Genomic DNA, 20,506 nt, shown 5'->3' on the forward strand with positions numbered 1-20,506 from the left:
TGGCGGCTTGTGGGGTCCAATCACCGTGAACTGGGGCGTAGCGCCGAGTCGTTCGCGGGATTCACGGAGTGCCGGGCCGCTGTGCTGTGGCTCAGAGAGCGGATCTCGGACGCCAGGGTGCTGCTGACCACGACGGAGGCGGCCGGCGGCTGGAGCTGGCGGCTGGAGATCGACGGCCGGGCGGTCGCGGTCGCCGGGCGGCTCTACCAGCGCCAACGGGACTGCCAGTACAACTTCGGCCAGTTCCTCAACACGGTCACGGTGGCCGAGCTGGCCGAGCCGACGCCGCCCTGGCCCCGAGGGGCCGGCGCGCGGCGGATGTACGGCCCTCCGAGAGCGGCCGGTCCGACCCGGCCCGGCGGTCCCGGAAAGGAGCCGGGCGCCCCGCGTCACAGCCGCTCCGACGACGATGACGGCGGTAATGGCGGCGGCGATGGCGGTGGTGGCGGCGGTGGCGGGCGCGAGCGGGCCGGGACGCGTGCCGGATGAGTGTTGTCATGCCCAGACTCGGGCAGCCCTCCGAACCCGGACCGGGTCCGGAAACCGGTGGTGACGACGACGCCCGGCGTGCGCCGCGCGGCCGGATCGAGCCCGCGGACCGCCTCTTCCAGGGCGTGCTCCGCGGCAGTGGCGCCGTCGTCCTGGCGATCATGCTGCTGGTCGGCGTCTTCCTCACCTACCGCGCCTCCCAGGCGCTGGGCGTCGCCAAGTGGTCGTTCCTCACCACCTCCGCGTGGGAGCCGGACTCGCGCCACTTCGGCATCGCGGCCGTGCTCACCGGCACGGTGCTCATCGGGGTGACCGCGATCTGCATCGCGGTGCCGCTGGCCCTCGGCACCGCGCTGTACATCTCGGAGTACGCACCGCGAAAGCTCAAGCGGACGCTGATCAGCCTGGTGGACCTCATGGCCGCGGTGCCGAGCGTCGTGTACGGGCTGTGGGGATTCTTCCTGCTCCAGGGGCAGGTCGTCGGGCTCTCCCGGTGGATCGCCACCTACTTTTCCTGGATCCCGCTCTTCAAGGTCGACGGCGTCGATCCGGGCGACCCGCTCCAGACGACCACCGTGTACACGTCGTCCACCTTCATCGCGGGCATCGTCGTCGCGCTGATGGTCACGCCCATCGCCTGCTCGGTGATGCGGGAGACCTTCTCGCAGGCGCCGTCCGGTGAGCGCGAGGGCGCGCTGGCGCTGGGTGCGACCCGGTGGGGGATGATCCGCGCGGTCGTCCTGCCGTACGGGCGGGGCGGCATCATCGGCGGCACCATGCTGGGCCTGGGCCGGGCGCTGGGCGAGACGATCGCCGTCTACATGATCATCTCGCCGGTGTTCTCCGTGCAGTGGCACATCCTGCAGAACGGCGCCAACTCCGTCTCCGCGCTGATCGCCCTGCGCTACGGCTCCGCCAGCGAGTTCGGCATGTCGGCCCTGATGGCCGCCGGGCTCGCGCTCTTCCTGCTGACCCTCGTCGTGAACTTCTTCGCGTCCTCGATCGCCGCCCGCAGCCGCTCCGGCGCCGGAACGGAGGCCTGAGCATGACCACCGAGCTCCTCAAGGAACCCGCGACCGTGCGACCGGCCGCCGAGGACCACGACAGCGGTCCCGAGGTACGGCGGAACACCTCCTCCGTGCACACCTCCGACCTGCTCGCCCTCGCGGGCGCGGCCGCCGGAGGGGTGTCGTTCACCGCGCTGCTGTTCGTCTGGATCGCCCCGTTCGACACGATCCTCGGCTTCGTCGTCGTCGCGTATCTGCTCTTCCTCGGGCTGTACGCCGTGCTGGTCTCCTTCGACGAGAACTCCGTCGCCGTACGCGACAAGGTCACTGCCGTGCTGTGGCAGAGCCTCGCCCTGTGCCTGCTCGGCGCGCTGGCCCTGGTCGTCGGGTACACCCTGTGGCGCGGCCGGTCCGCCCTCGTGCACATCGGCTTCTTCACCGAGGACATGTCGGGCACCGGCCCGCTGGAGCCGCTCAGCAAGGGCGGCGTGGTGCACGCGATCGTCGGCACCCTGGAACAGATCGCCATCTCGCTGGCCGTCACCGTGCCGCTCGGCCTTGCCTGCGCGGTGTTCCTCAACGAAGTGCCCGGACGCTACGCGCGTTTCGTCCGCACCATCGTCGAGGCGATGACGGCCCTGCCGTCGATCGTGGCCGGCCTGTTCATCTACGCCACCGTCATCCTCATCCTCGGCGTCGACAAGTCCGGCATCGCCGCCGCGCTGGCGCTCAGCGTGATGATGCTGCCGATCATCATCCGCGCCGCCGACGTGGTGATCCGGCTGGTGCCGGGCTCGCTGCGCGAGGCGTCGTACGCCCTGGGCGCGAGCAAGTGGCGCACCGTGTGGACGGTCGTCCTGCCCACCGCGCGCTCGGGACTGACCACCGCCGTGATCCTGGGCACCGCCCGCGGCATCGGCGAGACCTCACCGGTGCTGCTCACCTCCGGGGTCAACGCCGGACTGAACGCCGACCCGCTCAGCGGGCCGCAGATCTCACTGCCGCTGGCCACCTTCGACCTGGTGCGCTCGCCCCAACCCTCCTTCATCGCCCGCGGGTTCGGCTCCGCCGCGCTGCTGATGGCCCTGGTCCTGCTGCTGTTCGTGCTGGCCCGCGTCATCGGCGGGCGCGGACCCGGCGAGCTGACCCGGGGCCAGCGGCACCGGCGCGTACTCGCCTCGCGGCGCGACGCCGCGCGCATGAGCAGGCGGGCGCAGAGCAGGGGGCGGCAACCCGCCGACGCCAAGCCGGCCTCCGGCTCCCCGCCACCCGAAGACACCGCCTCGGGGCCGGACCCCGAGTAGCCCTCCCGCATCACCACTCGGCCACACCCGCCGCATCACCGACCCCGACCTGGAGTTCCTCGTCATGCCCGGATCACCTCCGGCCACGTTCGCACGCCTGCGCACGAGAGCCGTGACCGCCCTCGTCCTCCTGGCAGCCCTGCTCGTCGGCGCCGTGCCCGCCGACGCCGCGACCTATGTGCCGATCTCGGGCGCGGGCTCCACCTGGAGCCAGAACGCGCTCGACCAGTGGCGGGCCAACGTCAAGCAGTACGGCATGACCGTGAACTACAACGGCACGGGCTCCTCCGACGGCCGTAACCAGTTCCGCAACGGCACCGTGGACTACGCCGTCTCCGAAATCCCGTACGGCATCAAGGACTCGGGCGTCGTCGACTCGCCGCCGTCCCGGAAGTACGCCTACATGCCGATCGTGGCCGGCGGTACGTCGTTCATGTACAACCTCACCATCGGCGGCCGCCGGGTGACCAACCTGCGGCTGTCCGGCGAGGTCATCGCCAAGATGTTCACCGGGCAGATCAAGACCTGGAACGACCCCGCCATCAAGGCCGACAACCCGGCGCTCGCCTCCGCGCTGCCCGCCCGCCGGGTCGTGCCGGTGGTGCGCTCCGACGGCTCCGGTACGACCGCCCAGTTCACCACCTGGCTGAGCAGGCAGTACCCGTCACAGTGGGACGCCTACTGCCGCAGGGCCGGCCGGACCACCCCCTGCGGGGCGACCTCCAACTACCCGGTCGTGTCGGGCGCCGGCTTCGTCGGACAGTCGGGCTCCAACGGCGTCTCCGGCTATGTCGCCCAGGCCGGCAACGTCGGCACCATCACCTATGTCGAGTACTCGTACGCCGTGTACACGACCGGCTTCCCGGTCGCCAAGGTGCTCAACAGGGCCGGGTACTACGTCGAGCCGACCGCGAAGAACGTGGCGGTGGCGCTGACCAAGGCGGACATCGAGGAGAACGCCGCGTCCCCGGCGTACCTGACGCAGAAGCTCGACCGTGTCTACAACGACGCGGACGCGCGCAGCTACCCGCTCTCCAGCTACAGCTACATGATCATCCCGACCAAGCTGGAGTCGAACTTCAACGCCCAGAAGGGCAAGACGCTCGGCGCCTTCTCGTACTACTTCCTCTGCCAGGGCCAGCAGCGGGTCGACAGCCTCGGCTACTCGCCGCTGCCGATCAACCTCGTGCAGGCCGGGCTGAAGCAGGTGCGCAGGATCCCGGGTGTGGATGTCGAGAGCATCGACATCAAGAAGTGCAACAACCCGACGTTCTCGTCGGACGGCACGAACACGCTGGTCAAGACCGCGCCTTATCCGCCCGCCTGTGACAAGAAGGGGGCGACCCAGTGCTCCACCGGTACGGGTGGGGCGAAGACGCCGACCCAGGTGGGTGGGGGTTCGGGGGGCGGCTCCGGTGGGGGTGCGTCCGGCGGTTCGGGGTCCGGTTCGGGTTCCGGCGGGGGGACGGGCGGGGCTGCGGCTTCGGGTGGCGGGACCGCGGGTGCCGGGACCGGTGGCGCCGGGGCGACCGGGGGGTCGTCCGGTGGTGGTGCCGGGACGGGGGGCGCCTCCGGGACGCCTGCCGCGAGTGGGGGTGCGTCGGTCGACCCCGACACGGGGCAGGTCATCGGGGCGGGGGGCCCTGCGGGCGGCGGGACCGGGGTGGATGCGTTCGCTCAGCCCGTCAGTACGTCGCGGGGGATCAGTGGGGGTACGCGTACGGCGTTGATGGCCTTGGCCGGGGTGCTGCTGCTTGCGATCACCGTGGGGCCTCCGCTGATCAGTCGGCGACTTAAGCGGGGCGCTTCGCTGTGATGGGTCGTCGTTCGTCTGCCGCCCGGTGGGGGCTGGTCGCGCAGTTCCCCGCGCCCCTTAAGGGCGTTGTGCGGAGGTTCCTTGCCACCTCCCTGTCGGTTGCTCTCGCCCTGCTCTCCGTCATCGGCGTTGGAGTGCTCGTCCAGAGCGCCTCGGCCGCCGACTCGTCGTCCGATGTCACCGTCTCCGGCGATGGGCCTTACTCCGACCTCAAGGTGACGGTCAGTCAGACCCGGAACCTCGTCAATCAGGTCGTCAAGGTCTCCTGGAAGGGCGGTGCCCCTACCGTCTCCGACACCACCTACGCCGCCAACTACCTGCAGATCATGCAGTGTTGGGGCGACGAGCGCGGTGGGCCCGATCCTGAGCAGTGCCAGTTCGGAGGGTCCTCCGCGCTTGGCGCCGGCGCCGGTAGCCAGGCTGCGGGGGCCTACACCAACACCCGGCAGCTGAGCTACGGCGGGCTGAAGGACCCGGCGCAGGAGTTGCCGCCGGCGTCCGGGACCGGGATCTCCTATGTGCCGTTCCGGTCCGTGACCGGGGATGTGATCCCGAAGGGGAACTGGAACGAGTTCTACGACGTGAACACCTCCAACGAGGTGCCCTACGCCCGGACCGGGCCCGACGGCACCGGTGAGGTGTACTTCGAGGCGCAGACCGGTCTTGAGGCGCCCGGCCTCGGCTGTGGCGAGGTGCCCGCCGGGGCCTCCGGGGCCACGGCCGGGCGCAAGTGCTGGCTGGTCGTCGTGCCGCGCGGGGAGAGCGAGGTCGACGGAACCCCGTACACCGCCCGCTCCAGTGGGCTGTTGGAGTCCTCGCCGCTGAGCGCGAGCAACTGGAAGCACCGGCTGGTCGTGCCGCTCGGCTTCGAGCCGATGGGGCGGTTCTGTCCGATCGGTGCCGACGAGCGGGGCACGCTCGGGAACGAGATCGTCGCCGAGGTCGTCACGCGGTGGCAGCCGGCCCTGTGTCAGTCCGCGAGCAAGACCATTTACGGGTATGCCCAGGTCACCGATGACACCGCCCGCGCCAAGCTGGTCTCCGGCGCGCCGGGGCTCGTCTTCCTCGGGCGTCCGGCCACCGGCGACCAGGTCCCGGCCGGACAGCGGCCCGTCTACGCGCCGGTCGCCCTCTCGGGTCTGACGCTCGGGTTCTTCATCGAGAGCCAGGCCGGGTTCAACGCGCCCGCTGCCGTCAAGGCGCGTGACGGAGCACGTCTCACCTCGCTCGACCTGACCCCGCGTCTCGTCGCCAAGCTGCTCACCGAGTCGTACCAGGACGGCAATTCACGTCTCGCGCCGAGCACCGAGGCCAACCCGTTCAACCTGGGCACCGACCCCGAGTTCCTCAAGTACAACCCCGGCTACAAGGACCTCAGCTTCGGCGGCAGCCTCGGTGACGCGCTCGTGCCGGAGGCGCTGGCCGACGCCACGTGGGAGCTGTGGAACTGGGTGCGCCAGGACCCGGCCGCCCGTGAGTTCCTGAGCGGTACCGCCGACAACGCGGGGCGGTACGGGGACGCCGCCTTCTCCGGGATGAAGGTCAACCCGCACTACAAGGACATGGAGCTGCCGCGGGAGGAGTTCCCGAAGAGCGACCCGTTCTGCCAGCAGTTCCAGGACCATCCCGACCACCCGCTGTGCATTCAGGACAAGCACCCGTTCGCCACCGACCTGCATGCCGCCGCCCGTGCCGCCGCGCGCGGCGACACCCTGGCCCGCACCAACTGGGACAACACCGCGACTCCGCCGGGCTACAAGAAGAACCCGCCGCAGCCGGCCGGCAAGCGGGCCGTCCTCGCGCTCACCGACACGGCCACCGCAGCGCGGTACGGGCTCGTGACGGCCAGGCTCCAGAACGCCGCCGGCCGCTTCGTCGCCCCCGACACCCGGGGACTGCTCGCCGGGCAGGCGGCCATGAAGGCGAGCGGTGTCAGTGGGGTGGAGGTCGCCGACCCGGCCACCAGGAGCCGGGACGCCTATCCGCTGACCCTGATGACCTATGCCGCCACCGTGCCGGAGAAGCTCACCGCGCAGGAGGGCCGGGACTACGCGGCCCTGCTGAAGTACGCGGCGGGCGACGGGCAGCGGCCCGGTGTGGCGGCCGGCACGCTGCCCGAGGGCTACGCCGCGCTGCCGGCCGATGTGCGGGGCCGTACCCGGGCAGCCGCCGAGGCCATCGCCTCCCGCGCCGGTGCTCCGGCACCGGGTACGACGACCGGGGGCTCGGCCGCCGGCGGGGGATCGGTGGGCGGTTCGGGCACGGGCGCCGGGGGCTCCGGTGACGGGGGTGGCCTCCTGGCCGGGGGCTCGGACGGTACCGCCCTGAGCGGCGGTGCCGGGGCGTCCGCAGGACAGGCCGGTGCGGGTGATGCCGGGGGCACCGGGGCTTCCCCGTCGGCCGCCGCGAGTGGCGCCGCCCCCTCGGGCTCCCCGTCCACCGCACCGGCCGCCGCCTCCGCCTCCGACAGTCCGCTGCTGCGTACCCCGGAGTGGGCGCTCGGCGCCGTGCGCTACGCCCTGCTGATCGCCCTGGTCACCGGTCTCGCCGCCGCCGTCTGCGGCCCCCTCCTGCCGAGGGCCGTGCCGCGACTGGCCGCCGCCGTCGCCGACCGGCGGACCAGGGGCAAGTCGGCCGCAGGCGAAGGGAGGTGATGCCCGCACCCGACACACCGACAGGTCCGCGCCAACGAACTGTCCGAATCACCGCGCCGGGCACCACCGCCCGGGCGTCAGCCTAATCGAGAGGTACAGCACGTGAACAAGAGAATGGCCGCCGTCGCCGCCGTGGGTCTCGCCGGCCTCGTCACCGGCACCCTCAGCGCCACCCAGGCCGCCGCCGACCCGTCCGGCCCGCCCACCTTCCGTCCGCTCTCCGGCGTGGGTTCCGACACCACGCAGGACGTGATGAACGGCCTCGCGCAGGCCGTCACCATCAACGGTCAGAAGGTCATCGGCTCCTACGACGCCACCGGCTCGGCGCAGATCACCACCAAGGACCCGGCGACCACCCCCGGTTGCACCATCGCCCGCCCCAACGGCTCCGGCGCCGGCCGCACCGCCCTGACGAACTCGCTGCAGGCGGGCAACGGCTGCCTGGACTTCTCCCGGTCCTCCAGCCTCAACCTGGCGGCCGCGAACCCCGGTCTGACCTACGTCCCGTTCGCCGTGGACGCCGTCAGCTACTCGATCACGCCCACCAGCACGGTGCCGCGCAAGCTCACGCTGGCCGACCTGAAGGCCATCTACCACTGTGACCCGGGCTACGTGGGCGCCGGCCCCAACTACAGCCTGACGGTGTACCTGCCGCAGGCCGGCTCGGGCACCCGCAGCTTCTGGGAGTCCCAGATGGGCATCACCGACGCCGACGTGGTCGCCGGTGTCTACCCGTGCATCAAGGACACCAAGAACGGCAGCCCGGTCCAGGAGCACGACGGCCGCGTCCTCGACGACAAGTCGATCGTCCCGTTCTCCATCGCGCAGTACAACTCGCAGGCCTCGCAGACCATCGCCGACCTCCGCGGCCGCGCGATCCTCGGCACCGTCGACGGACTCGCGCCGACGGTCCTGAACAGCAACTTCGGTGTGAAGCGCGACGTTTACAACGTCATCCCGACCAGCAAGGTCGCCACCGCGCCCTGGAGCACCGTCTTCGTCGGCGGCAACTCCCTGATCTGCCAGCAGTCCCCGGTGATCAACACCTACGGGTTCGCCACCAACCCGAACTGCGGCGACACCAGCAAGCAGACCCCCTGACGCCCTTCCCGGATCTTCGGAAAAACTTCCTCCAGAAGGAGAGCACGACAGTGCTGAAGAAGACTCATCTGCGGGCCCTGGCCGGCTCGGTCGCGGGCCTGGTCGCCATCCTGGCCGGCGGCATAGCCGTGGCTCCGGCCGCGCAGGCCGCCGAGATCGGCACGGCCGAGGTCACCCCGGCGACGGGCGCCGACACCTCCCCGATGTCGCTGACCACTTCGGGTGCCTGCCCGGCGAACGCCACCAACATCATCGCCTCGGTGACCGGCTCCGGCTTCCCGGCCGGCGGCCAGATCGTGGTCGGCAACTCGGCGATCGGCGTCTACAACACGACGGCGAACGGCGGGCTGATCATCCCGCTGACCGACACCATGCGCAGCTACGCCCAGACGGCCGGCTTCACCACTCTGACCGGCAAGTACACCTTCACCATCACCTGCCGGACCGCGTTCAACGGCACCAGCCTCGGTGACTTCCCGGCCTCGGTCTGGTTCACGTCCAACACGGCGTACCAGAACACCGACCCGGCCGTGAAGACCGACACCACCACGTCCCTCGCGGTGTCCCCGGCCTCCCCGGTCACCGCGGGCAGCCCGGTGACGCTGACCGCGACCGTCGCCCCCGCGGGCGCGGCCGGTGAGGTCCAGTTCCGCGACAACGGCGCTCCGCTCGGCGCCCCGGTGGCCGTCACCGGCGGCCAGGCGCAGCTCAGCACCAGCAGCCTCGGCGCCGGCAACCACTCGCTGACCGCGGTGTTCACCCCGTCGAGCGCCGCCTACAACGGCTCCACGTCCAGCGCGGTCGCGGTGACCGTCCAGGCCGCCCCGGCGACCCCGACCACCACCGCGCTGGCCGTCTCCCCGGCCGGTACGGCGGACAAGTTCAGCCCGGTCTCCATGACCGCGTCGGTGTCGCCCGCCTCGGCGGCCGGTTCCGTGAAGTTCCAGGACACCGTGGGCGGCACCACGACCACGCTGGGCACGGTGCAGGTCGCGGGCGGTCAGGCGGCCTTCAGCACCAGCAGCCTGGCCGAGGGCGACCACTCCTTCACGGCCGTGTTCGTCCCGGCGGACTCCGGTGCGTACACCGGCTCGTCCTCCGGCAACGTCCCGTACGTCATCGGCGCCTTCGAGGGCGTGACGGCCTCGCAGGACATCACCACCACCGTCGAGTCCGGCGCCCTGGTCATCAGCGTCGACAACCCGCACGTCACGCTGCCCTCCCCGCAGCTCAACGCCAACGGTGACCTGCTCACCACCGCGGGCGCGATCAACCCGGTCACGCTGACCGACACCCGTGCCGGCAACCCCGGCTGGACCGTCAGCGGCCAGGTGACGGACTTCGCCGACGGCGGCTCGCACCGGATCAACGGCCAGAACCTGGGCTGGAACCCGAAGGTGATCGACAAGGGCGCGTCCCAGACGGTCACCGCGGGTGCGGCGGTCGCCGCGGCCTCCGGTGTCGCACCCGGCGACGCGGGCTCGGCCGGCCTGAGGTCCTCCCGCTCGCTCGCGGGCGGCACCGGTCTGGGCACCGCCCACCTCGGCGCCGACCTGGCCCTGAACGTGCCGACCTCGACCGTGGCCGGCACCTACACCGCCACTCTCACCCTGACGGCCATCTGACCCGGGCGGATGGCTGACGGGGCGGACCTCCACATCCCCCTCGGATCCGCCCCGGGCCGGGACGGGCAGCCCTCCTGCCCGTCCCGGCCAACCCCCGATCGACCCGTGCCCCGGTACCGCGCCCGAACGGACGACCCCGACATGATCACGACATCGGCCCGCCGCATCGCCGCCGTCCTGGCCGCCTGCCTCCTCGCCGTCCTCCCGGCCACCCACGCGTCGGCCGACGGGGGACAGGGGAGCTCCGGGCGCACGACGTTCGGTGCCCAGCCCTCGACCGCGAAGAAGCCCGACACCCGGCCGAACTTCTCCTACGGCGCCACCCCGGGCGCCGTCGTCAAGGACCACATCGCCGTCTTCAACTACGGCACGAAACCACTGACGTTGAGGGTGTACGCACAGGACGCCCTCACCACCGCCGACGGCGGCTTCGACCTCTTCGCGGCCAAGCACAGGCCGACCGACGTCGGCTCCTGGATCAAGCTCCGCAAGAACGAGGTCAAGGTCCCCGCCCGCTCCCGCGCCATCGTCCCCTTCACCCTGACCGTCCCGGCGAAGGCGACCCCGGGCGACCACACCGGCGGCATCGTCGCCTCGCTCTCGGCCGCCGGCGCCGACAAGAAGGGCAACAAGGTCGCCCTCGACCAGCGGGTCGGCGCACGCGTCTACCTCCGGGTGGCCGGCGCCCTCACGCCTCGCCTCGCCGTCGAGGATCTGCGCACCGTCTACGACGGCACCGCCAACCCCTTCGGCACCGGCACCGCGACGGTGACGTACACCGTCCGCAACACAGGCAACGTCCGGCTGGCGGCCCATCAGACGGTCGGCGTCCGCGACGGGTTGGGCGCCGCCGCCGAGGTGGCCAAGCTCCGCGACCTCCCCGAACTGCTGCCGGGCGACTCCGTGGCCGTCACGGCGAAGGCCACCGGCGTTCTGCCCGCCTTCCGGGGCACGACGTCCGTCACCATCGACCCCGAGCCGGTCCGCGGCGACGTCCAGCACCGCCTCCTGCCCCGCGTCACCCGCACCGAGGCCTTCACCGCCGTGCCCTGGGCGTTCCTGACCCTGCTGCTCGTGCTCGCCGCGGCGGCCGTCACCTTCGTTCTGATACGTCGTCGTAGGCGCCGTAGGACCGACAGCGTGCCCGTGCGTTCCGCGTCCCGCCCGAAGCAGGCCGTCGGCCTGGCGGCGGCGACGCTGCTCGCCGCCGGAGCCGTCGTCGGGGGCACGCCGGTGGACGCGCGGGCGGCGGACGCGGGGAAGCTCGCGGTCACCCCGGCGAAGGGCAGCGACACCCAGCCCATCACCCTCACCGCCGAAGCGCCCTGCCCCGCGAAGACCACCAATGTCATCGCCCGGGTCACCGGGGCGGGCTTCCCGCGCGGGGGCCAGATCGTCGTCGGCAACGCGCCGCTCACCACGTACGGGAAGGTGCCGGGAGCCGGGCCGAGCATCCCGCTGACGTACACCATGCGGGACTACGCCAGCACCGCCGGGTTCACCACCCTGAGCGGCACCTACACCTTCACCGTCAGTTGCCTCAAGGGGCCCTTCGAGACGACCGGTCTGCGGGACTTCAGGGGATCGCTGCGGTTCGCGCAGAAGAGCGCCTACCGGGACGGGACCGAGGTCGCGCTGCCCAAGGCGGCCGCATCGAGCCCGGTGACCGCGGGCGGGACCGCACCGACGGCACCGGGACAGTCCGGGCAGTCCTCGCAGGGACTTCCCGTACCGGCGCCGACCGAGCAGGGCGGCACCGGCGCGCCCGGCGCCGTACCCGTACCGGCGAACGGAGCTCAGGCAGCCGTCGCCCAGGAGACCGACTCCGCGCTCACCGCCTGGTCCGTGACCGGATTCGGCGTCTGCCTGCTGGCCCTCGCGACGGGCGTCGCCCTCTGGGTGCGCGGCCGCCGGGCCCGGAGCGAGTGACCGCGCTCCACACCACGTACCGACCGAATCAACTGCCCAGGGAGAGAAACCCCGTGTCCCACACACCCCGCACACTCCGGATGTCCAGGACGGCCGCGGTCCGCGTCGGTTCGGTCGTCGCCGCCTGCGGCACGGCCGGGCTGCTCGTCACCGCCGCCACCGTCGTGCAGGCGTCGGCCGCCGAGGCCCCCGCCGCCATGTCCGTGACCCCCGCGACCGGCACGGACACCGAAGGCATGAGCCTGACCACCTCGGCGGCCTGCCCGGCCGAGGCGACGAACGTGATCATGGACGTGAAGGGCGCGGGATTCCCGGCCGACGGCCAGAACGTCGTCGGCAACTCCCCGATCGCGACCTACGGCACCACGCCGGAGGGCGGCGTCGTCGTGCCGCTGTCCGACACGATGCGCAACTACGCGAGCACCGCCGGGTTCACCACCCTCCAGGGCCGCTACGAATTCACCCTCACCTGCCGCACCGCCTTCAACGGCACGAGCCTGCGCGACTTCACCGCGCCGATCTGGTTCACCTCCAACACCGCCTACCAGAACACCGACCCGGCCGGACCGGGCAACACCCCGACGCCGACGGACACCACCACCGCGACCCCGACCGACACGGGCACCCCGACGGACACGGCCACGCCGACCGACACGCCCACGGACACCGAGTCGCCGACCGACACGGCCCTTCCCACCGACACCGCGCTGCCCACGGACACCGCCGCCCCGACGGACACCGCGGCAGCCGACGGCGGCACCACCGACGGCGGCACCACGGGCGGTGGCTCGCAGGACATCGCCACCGAGGTCAACGGCGGTGCGTCCGGCGGCGGTTCGGGCGGTGGCGGCGGCTCCATGGCGGCCACCGGCGTCAACGCGGGCGTGCTCGGCGCCCTGTCCGCCGCGCTGGTGCTCGCGGGCATCGTCGTCGTCCGCCGGGCCCGCCCGCGCGAGGACTTCCCCACCCTCGACACCCCGAACGCCTGATCCGTGCCCGGACCCCACAGGAAGAGACGACACACCATGCAGGTCAAGGCCGTACGCCGCCCCCTGGCGGCCACCCTCGTCACCGCGCTGGCCGCCGGGGCACTCGTCCTCGCCGGCACCGGCGCCGAGGCCGACGTCCTCGGTTCGATGGAGGTGTCCCCGGCCACCGGCACGGACACCAGCGGCATCACCCTGACCACGGCCGCGCCGTGCCCGGAGCCCGCGACCAACCTCATCGTCGGCGTGCAGGGCGCGGGCTTCCCGGCCGACGGCCAGATCGTCGTGGGTAACTCGCCGACCAGCACCTACGCGACCGCCCCGAACGGCGGCATCGTCGTGCCGCTGTCCGACACGATGCGCAACTACGCGAGCACCGCCGGGTTCACCACCCTCCAGGGCCGCTACGACTTCACGCTCACCTGCCGCGGCGCGTTCGGCTCGGCCGTCTACGGCGACTTCACCGCGCCGATCTGGTTCACCTCCAACACCGCCTACCAGAACACCGCGCCCGTCACCGCCACGACCACGAAGCTGGCGGCGAGCCCGGTAAGCCCCGTCGTCCAGGGCACGTCCGTGAAGCTGACGGCGACCGTCTCCCCGGCCGCCGCGACCGGCACGGTCCGCTTCCTCGACGGCACGACCCAGATCGGCAGCACGGTCACCGTCTCCGGCGGCGTGGCCACCAAGACCACCAGCTCCCTGACCGTCGGCACCCACGCGCTCAAGGCCCAGTTCACGCCGGCCGACCCGGCGGTGTACGGCGGCTCGACCTCCGCGTCGCTCTCCTACACGGTCAAGATCAAGCCCCCGGCGATCGTCTCGGCGGCGAAGGTGACCGGCACCGTCCGGGTCGGCTCCACGGTGACCTGCTCGGTGTCGTTCAGCGGCGCGAGCTCCGTGGCGTACTCCTGGCTGCGGGACGGCGCGGTGCTCAGCGGCGCGACCGGGCGCACCCGCGCGCTCGGCGCCGCCGACCACGCCCACAAGATCGCCTGCCGGGCGAAGGCCACCAACAGCACCGGCAGCACGACCTCGACCAGCCCGTCCGTGACCGTGGCGCTCGGCCCCGCCCTGAAGAACGGCACCAAGCCGTCGTTCACCGGCACCCGCAAGGTCGGCTACAAGCAGACCGCCAAGCCCGGCACCTGGACCCCCGCCGCCCAGTCGTACAGCTACGTCTGGAAGCGCGACGGCCGGGCGATCACCGGCGCCACCCGCTCGACGTACACCCCCACCAGCGCGGACCGCGGCCACCTGCTCTCGCTGACCGTGACGGCCAAGCGCGCCGGGTTCGCGGGCGGCACCGCCACCTCCGCCGCGGTGAGGATCGGATGACGGCACCCGTCATCGCCCCTGCCGGGCCCGTGGCAGCCGACCCCGCGTCGGCTCCCGGGCCCGGCCGGGCGCGGCCCGCACGCCCGACCGCCGGTCCCGGACTGCGCATCACCAGCGCCGCGTTGAGCATCCTGGCCGCGCTGCTCCTCGGCTTCGTCGCCGACGCGGGACTGGTCGGCGACCTGCGCCAATCCCGGGACCGGCAGGTCGACTACGCCGCCTTCCGTGCCGCCCTCGCCAACGGGACCGCCCCGGTCGGGCAGTCCGTGGGCGGCGGCCGGGCGGCCGAGGCCGGTGAGCCCGTGGCGATCCTGGCGATCCCCGAGATCGGGGTGCGCGAGGTGGTCCGCGAGGGCACCACCGCCGCCGACCTGTCCCACGGACCCGGCCACCGGCGGGACACGCCCCTGCCCGGCCAGTCCGGAGTCAGCGTCGTCATGGGCCGCCAGGCGACCTACGGCGGCCCCTTCCGGCGCCTCGGCGAGCTCAGCACGGGCGACACCTTCACCGTGACCACCGGGCAGGGCAAGCACACCTACCGGGTCATCGGACCGCGCCGGGCGGGCGACCCCCAGCCGGCGGTGCCCGCGCAGGGCAAGGGGCGGCTGACGCTGATCACCGCCGACGGCACGCCCTTCATGCCCCGGGGCATCCTGCGCGTGGACGCCGACCTGGTATCGGCCGCCCAGCCCACGCCCGCCTCCTCCGTCGCGCCCGGCGCGCTGCCGGAGGAGGAGAAGCCGATGGCCACCCAGCAGTCGGCCTGGCTGCCGCTGGTGCTGTGGGGACAGGGACTCACCCTGGCCGCCGCGGCCCTCGCCTGGGCGCGCGCCCGCTGGGGCAGACGGCACACCTGGGTCGTCGGCGTCCCGCTGCTCGGCGCGCTCGGCCTCGCGGTCGCCGACCAGACGCTGCTGCTCCTGCCGAACCTGCTGTGACCACCCGTTGCCGAAGCCGATCGACGTCGATGAAGGACAAGCCGTGAGCGACCAGAGCACCCAGACCGACACCACGCTGACCCTCCCGCCGGTCCCGGCGACCGGCGCGAGTGGCGCGACGCTTCAGGCCCGCCGGATCTCGGCCTGGTTCGGCGACCACAAGGTCCTCGACCGGGTGTCCCTGACCATGCCGGCCGGCCAGGTCTCCGCCCTCATCGGCCCGTCCGGCTGCGGCAAGTCGACGTTCCTGCGCATCCTCAACCGCATGCACGAACTCGTCCCGACCGCCTCACTGGCCGGTGAGGTCCTCGTCGACGGCCAGGACGTCTACGCCGCCGGGCAGCGGCTGACGGATGCGCGACGGACGATCGGCATGGTGTTCCAGAAGCCGAACCCCTTCCCGGCGATGTCGATCTACGACAACGTCACGTCCGGTCTGAAGCTCACCGGCACCCGCATGAACGGCGACGCGAGGGACGACCTGGTGGAGGAGTGCCTGACCAAGGCGGGCCTGTGGAAGGAGGTCCGCGACCGGCTGCGCCAGCCCGGCGGCGCGCTCTCCGGCGGCCAGCAGCAGCGCCTGTGCATCGCCCGTTCGCTCGCGGTGCGCCCCAAGGTCCTGCTCATGGACGAGCCCTGCTCGGCGCTCGACCCGACCTCGACCCGCCGGATCGAGGAGACGATCCGCGAGCTGGCGCACGAGGTCACCATCGTGATCGTCACCCACAACATGCAGCAGGCCGCCCGGGTCTCCGACCAGTGCGCCTTCTTCCTGGCCGAGCAGAACACGCCCGGCGCCATCGTCGAGTACGGCCCCACTCCGGCGATGTTCTCGGCCCCGTCGGACCCCCGCACCGCGGACTACGTGGAGGGCCGCTTCGGCTAGACCGGCTGAGCCGGGCTCCGGGTGAGGAACTCGACGAGCGCCGCGTTCACCTCGGCGGGCCGTTCCTGCTGGGTCCAGTGTCCGCAGCCCGCCAACTTGACGGGCTCGCGCCACAGGTTGGGCATCAGGGCGGGGAGCCGCTCGATGAACTCGGGCGTGCCGGGGAACGCCGGGACCAGGTCGCGGTCGCCGTAGATGTACAGGGCGGGCGGGGTGACGAAGGCGCCGTGCCAGGGCGCGGTCAGCTCCCAGTTGCGGTCGAGGTTGCGGTACCAGTTGAGGGCCCCGGTGAAGCCCTGGGAGAAGCTCTCGGTGAGCGCGTCGAGGTCGGCCTCGGTGAACCAGTCCGGCAGCACCTCGGGGTCCGGCATGTCCGCGAGCCAGCCGCGCTCGGGGTCGACCAGAGGCTGCCTGAGCTCGCCCGCGTGGGGAGCGTCGCCGGAGGCCGAGTAGAAGAACTTCCGCAGGGTGGTGCGCGTGTCCTTCGCGAACTCGGCGTCCGCGACACCCGGTCGGGCGAAGTAGTTCCAGTAGAACCGGCCGCCGAACCGCTCCTCCATGGAGGCCAGCGGCGGATGGATCCCCCGGAACGGCGGCGGCACGCTCAGCCCGGCCACACCGCGCACCACGTCCGGCCGCAGCAGGGCCGTGTGCCAGGCGACCGGCGCGCCCCAGTCGTGGCCGACGACGTACGCCTTCTTCTCGCACAGGGCCTGGATGAGGCCGACGACGTCACCCACCAGATGCAGGATCGTGTACGCGTCGACGGCGTCGGGGCGGTCGCTGCGTCCGTATCCGCGCTGGTCGGGGGCGACCACCCGGAATCCCGCGTCGGCCAGCGGGCCGAACTGGTGGTGCCAGGAGTGCCATGACTCGGGGAAGCCGTGCAGGAGCACCACCAGAGGTCCGTCTCCCTGCTCGGCGATGTGCAGCCGAACGCCGTTCACGTCAACCATCCGATGCTCAACCATGGGGACGAGCGTACGTGCCGTGATGTCCGGGCAACCAGGCAGGTTCACGGTGGCGGAAGGCGTGACAACTGGCCGACTATCGACGCGAGTTGGGCTGATTCCTGGGAAAACTCCCGAGACACGATCAGGTGCCCGGCGGCAGTGAGGCGCTGTCACGCGCCTCGGCCGAGCGGGGCCGGCGACACGGGGGAGGAGAGCGGCGTGAGCGGTGCGGGGGACGGGACGCGGTCGAGACGGCGGTTGAGTGCGGGGGAGATCGCAGCGTTGGTGTCGGCGGCCACTGCGGTCGTCGGCCTCCTGCTGGCGTTGTTCGGGGTGCCGCTCATCGGGGGATCGTCGCCGGGCCGGCCCGTGGTCGACGGCGCGGCGGCACCGGCCAGGTCGGCCACACCTGACGCGTCGGCCACACCGGAGGCGTTCCCGTCCATCGCGGTCCCGAGCGGCTGGCGTCGCGTCGGTGCACCGGATCTCAGGGCCACCTTCGCCCTCCCCGACGACTGGACCAAGGACTTCGGCAGCGGCACCCAGAGCAACTGGAGCTCCCCGGACGAGGAGCACGCCATGAGCCTCAAGCGGGACTCCTCGTACGGGCCGACGCCGAAGGCCGCCGTCGCCGGACAGCTTCAGTGGTACCGCGACCCGCAGAAGTCCTCGATGGCGGACCTGAAAGTCGCCACCCACCCCACCCGGCAGAACGGCAAGGAAGCCCTCCTTCTGGAGATCGACTACCACTACACCGACCAGTCCGCACCCCGCAAACGCGTCGAGGTGTTCGTCGCGGGCAAGGCCGGCCAGGTCTACCAGCTGCTCTTCGACACCGTCGCCACCCGCGAGAGGCCGGCGGCCCAGAAGCACCTGTTCGCCACCGCCCGGGCCCATCTGCTGATCGACACGAGCGTGCGGTGACAGGAGGAGGGCAGCCGGGTGGGGCTGTCTACCGTTGACCCATGACGCCACCGCTGGACGTGCTGGTCGTGGGCGCCGGGCCCACCGGGCTCGCGCTCGCCGCTCAACTGCGTACCTACGGAACGCGGTTCCGTATCGTCGACCGCTCCCTGGACCGCGTACGCGAGTCCCGGGCGCTCGGCATCCAGCCCCGCACCCTGGAGGCGCTCGCGGGGTTCGGGGTGACCGAGGAGCTCGTGGACCGGGGCAACACCGCGATGCGGCTGCGGCTGCACCTGACCCGGCGCGCGGTGTCGGTGCCGCTCTTCGACATCGGGGCGACCGACACGCCGTACCCCTTCCTGCTGTTCCTCGCCCAGGCCGAGACGGAGCGCGTGCTCGGTGAGCACCTGGCCGCGCGGGACGTGGCGATCGAGCGCGGCACCGAGGTCGTCGGGCTGGAGCGGCAGGGTCCGCTCGTCGCCTGCCGGCTGCGCGGCCGGGACGGCGCCGAGGAGACCGTGACGGCACGCTACGTCGTGGGCTGCGACGGCGCCCACAGCACGGTGCGCGCCCGCGCGGGCATCGGCTTCGAGGGGTACGCCTATCCGCAGACGTATCTGCTCGCCGACCTGGAGGTGGACGGGCTGGAGCCGGGCGCCGTGCACTCGTACATGACCGGGGGCGGGATGCTGTTCTTCTTCCCGCTCGGGTCGCCCGCCCCTTGGCGCATGCTCGCGATGCGGCCGTCCGACGTCCCCGACAGCAAGGTGACCCTGCCGCTGCTGCAGGGGATCGCCGAACGGTACGGCGCGCGAGGGCTGGTCCTGCGGGACCCCGTCTGGATGACGGACTTCCGCCTCCACAACCGCGGCGCCGCCCACTACCGCTCCGGCCCCTTCTTCCTGGCCGGCGACGCCGCCCACATCCACAGCCCGGCCGGAGCCCAGGGCATGAACACCGGCATCCAGGACGCCCTCAACCTGGGCTGGAAGCTGGCCCTGGTGTGCCGGGGCGCCGCGCCCGAGGAGCTGCTGGAGACGTACGGAGCCGAGCGGGCGCCGGTCGGTCGTGACGTACGGCGCTTCACCGACCGCGCCCTCGTCATCGCCACCAGCCCGAACCCCGTCCTGCGCTTCGCCCGCGCCCGGCTGGTGCCCCGCCTCGCCCCGCTGGTCAGGCATGCGACGGCGCCCCGGCGATGGGTCTTCCGTACCGTCTCCGAGCTGGGCATCCACTACCGCCGCAGTCCCGCCTCGACCACGGGCACACGATCGCCCCGCCGCGGTCCCCGTGCCGGGGACCGGCTGCCCGACCTGCCCCGCGGGCTCCAGGCCCGGGTCGCCGCCCCCGGCTGGCATCTGCTCCTGACGGGCCCGGCGCACCTGTGGCCGGACGAGCGACTCGCCCCGGTGCTGGCGGGCCGGGCCGACCTGATCACCGTGCACCGCCTGGGCGACCGGAGCCCCTGGCCGGACGTCGCCCAGGGGCTCGTGCGACCCGACGGCCACGTCGGCTACGTCACGCGCGGCGCCGAACTGGGCGGGCTGCGCGCTTACGTCGAGCGCTGGCTGCCGGCCGGGCCCACGTGACCCGCGCGGTGAACGGCCGCGGGCGTTGTTCCGTACCACTCCTCGTGCAGTTTCAGCGAGGAAACAGAGGAAACAGAGGCGGCGGGGGCACCGGCCGCGCCGCGGTGGCCGGTGTCCTGATTCTCCTGCTCACCGCCACCGTCACCGCGTGTGGCGCCGGCGGTCAGGAGAAGACCTCCGCGCAGAGCAGCCCGTCGAACGTCGCCGCCACCGTGGCCGGGGTCGTGGCACCTGCGAAGGTCGAGGTGATCGCCGACCTGACCGGGTGCAAGGTCAAGATCCGGACCGAGGCGGACGAGCTTCGCGAGGGGGTCTGCCACACGAAGAAGGGCGACTACCTCATCACGACGTTCCCTGCGGAGAAGTACAAGCTGACCTGGCTGGACGCGGCGGCCGTCTACGGCGGCAAATACCTCGTCGGCACCCGCTGGGTGGTCAGCGCCAAACCGGCGCTGCTGGAGCAGCTCCGTCCCCAACTGGGCGGAAACATCCAGCAGTTGCAGGGCGTGGGTCCGACTCCGGGCCCGAGCGTGTCGTGACGCGGGCTCACTCGGCCGTGTCGCTGATGCCCAGCCGCAGATGCTCCACGTGGTACACGGCCTGATCGAGCAGCTCGGCGACATGGTGGTCGTGCAGGGCGTACACCACCGACCGGCCGCGCCGCTCGCCGACCACCAGGCCCAGATTGCGCAGCAGCCGCAGCTGGTGCGAGCAGGCGGACTGCTCCATGCCCACCTCGGCCGCCAACTCCGTGGCCGGCAGCGGCCCCTCGCGCAGCCGCGCCAGGATCAGCAGGCGGGAGGGGGTGGACAGGGCCTGGAGGGTGGTGGCCACCTTGGCCGCGTTGGCCGCGTCCAGGCGTACGCGCTCGGGGGCGTCCTGCGCGGCGGTGACGGCTCCATGACCCATGAGGGGTATCTTACCCACCGCACAGGAATGTATGAACGATTCTTCATGTATCCTGCTGCGCTTCCCTGATGTGCTC

Annotated in this window: 17 protein-coding genes; 15 read left to right on the plus strand and 2 right to left on the minus strand. The window is 72.2% G+C overall.

Going from position 1 to position 20,506, the window contains the following annotated elements:
* Positions 1–81: 81 nt before the first annotated feature.
* The 12 genes from OG254_RS39900 (at position 82) to OG254_RS39955 (ending at position 16,073) form a co-directional block, all read left to right on the plus strand.
* The gene (locus OG254_RS39900; RefSeq protein ID WP_405592101.1) at positions 82–489 is read left to right on the plus strand and encodes a hypothetical protein; all 408 of its coding nucleotides are present in this window, start codon (positions 82–84) and stop codon (positions 487–489) included.
* A gap of 8 nt (positions 490–497) precedes the next feature.
* Positions 498–1,532 carry a phosphate ABC transporter permease subunit PstC gene (gene pstC / locus OG254_RS39905; protein WP_405592104.1) on the plus strand — a complete coding sequence of 345 codons (1,035 nt, stop codon included), beginning with the start codon at positions 498–500 and terminating at the stop codon, positions 1,530–1,532.
* A gap of 2 nt (positions 1,533–1,534) precedes the next feature.
* Entirely contained in the window at positions 1,535–2,800 is a 1,266-nt protein-coding gene (pstA, locus tag OG254_RS39910) for a phosphate ABC transporter permease PstA (RefSeq protein WP_405592107.1), read from the plus strand.
* 64 nt (positions 2,801–2,864) lie between these two features.
* Complete coding sequence (gene pstS, locus OG254_RS39915; protein WP_405592110.1) at positions 2,865–4,616, plus strand: phosphate ABC transporter substrate-binding protein PstS; 1,752 nt, start codon at positions 2,865–2,867, stop codon at positions 4,614–4,616.
* A 68-nt stretch (positions 4,617–4,684) separates the two neighbouring features.
* Positions 4,685–7,270, plus strand: a complete 2,586-nt coding sequence (locus tag OG254_RS39920; RefSeq protein WP_405592113.1) for a hypothetical protein — start codon at positions 4,685–4,687, stop codon at positions 7,268–7,270.
* 102 nt (positions 7,271–7,372) lie between these two features.
* A complete protein-coding gene (locus tag OG254_RS39925) occupies positions 7,373–8,371 on the plus strand; it encodes a hypothetical protein (protein WP_405592116.1) in 999 nt (332 codons plus the stop codon).
* Between the two features lie 50 nt (positions 8,372–8,421).
* Entirely contained in the window at positions 8,422–9,996 is a 1,575-nt protein-coding gene (locus OG254_RS39930; protein ID WP_405592118.1) for an Ig-like domain repeat protein, read from the plus strand.
* Positions 9,997–10,137: 141 nt separating this feature from the next.
* A complete protein-coding gene (locus OG254_RS39935; RefSeq protein WP_405592121.1) occupies positions 10,138–11,925 on the plus strand; it encodes a WxL protein peptidoglycan domain-containing protein in 1,788 nt (595 codons plus the stop codon).
* Between the two features lie 53 nt (positions 11,926–11,978).
* Complete coding sequence (locus OG254_RS39940) at positions 11,979–12,914, plus strand: hypothetical protein (protein ID WP_405592124.1); 936 nt, start codon at positions 11,979–11,981, stop codon at positions 12,912–12,914.
* Positions 12,915–12,950: 36 nt separating this feature from the next.
* Positions 12,951–14,249: an Ig-like domain-containing protein gene (locus OG254_RS39945; protein ID WP_405592127.1), complete on the plus strand. Its 1,299-nt coding sequence runs from the start codon at positions 12,951–12,953 to the stop codon at positions 14,247–14,249.
* Complete coding sequence (locus OG254_RS39950) at positions 14,246–15,187, plus strand: sortase (protein ID WP_405592130.1); 942 nt, start codon at positions 14,246–14,248, stop codon at positions 15,185–15,187. Before OG254_RS39945 ends, OG254_RS39950 begins: the two co-directional genes overlap by 4 nt.
* A 136-nt stretch (positions 15,188–15,323) precedes the next feature.
* On the plus strand, positions 15,324–16,073 hold the full coding sequence (locus OG254_RS39955; RefSeq protein WP_405595476.1) for a phosphate ABC transporter ATP-binding protein: 750 nt from the start codon (positions 15,324–15,326) through the stop codon (positions 16,071–16,073).
* Here the strand turns inward: OG254_RS39955 and OG254_RS39960 are convergent.
* Positions 16,070–17,044 (minus strand): alpha/beta fold hydrolase, encoded by a 975-nt coding sequence (locus tag OG254_RS39960; protein WP_405592132.1) that lies wholly within the window; start codon positions 17,042–17,044, stop codon positions 16,070–16,072. The genes OG254_RS39955 and OG254_RS39960 overlap by 4 nt on opposite strands.
* A 201-nt stretch (positions 17,045–17,245) precedes the next feature.
* On the opposite strand from OG254_RS39960, the gene OG254_RS39965 reads away from it, so the two are divergent.
* From OG254_RS39965 to OG254_RS39975, 3 genes are all read left to right on the plus strand, one after another.
* A complete protein-coding gene (locus OG254_RS39965) occupies positions 17,246–17,950 on the plus strand; it encodes a hypothetical protein (protein ID WP_405592134.1) in 705 nt (234 codons plus the stop codon).
* Between the two features lie 41 nt (positions 17,951–17,991).
* Positions 17,992–19,521, plus strand: coding sequence for an FAD-dependent monooxygenase (locus OG254_RS39970; RefSeq protein ID WP_405592136.1), 1,530 nt, complete (start codon positions 17,992–17,994; stop codon positions 19,519–19,521).
* 104 nt (positions 19,522–19,625) lie between these two features.
* Positions 19,626–20,060: a hypothetical protein gene (locus tag OG254_RS39975; protein ID WP_405592138.1), complete on the plus strand. Its 435-nt coding sequence runs from the start codon at positions 19,626–19,628 to the stop codon at positions 20,058–20,060.
* Between the two features lie 7 nt (positions 20,061–20,067).
* Here the strand turns inward: OG254_RS39975 and OG254_RS39980 are convergent, their stop codons facing one another.
* Entirely contained in the window at positions 20,068–20,430 is a 363-nt protein-coding gene (locus OG254_RS39980; RefSeq protein ID WP_147995837.1) for a metalloregulator ArsR/SmtB family transcription factor, read from the minus strand.
* Positions 20,431–20,506: the final 76 nt, after the last annotated feature.

The organism is Streptomyces sp. NBC_01092, from assembly GCF_045039535.1.
In the GTDB taxonomy this organism is placed as follows: domain Bacteria; phylum Actinomycetota; class Actinomycetes; order Streptomycetales; family Streptomycetaceae; genus Streptomyces.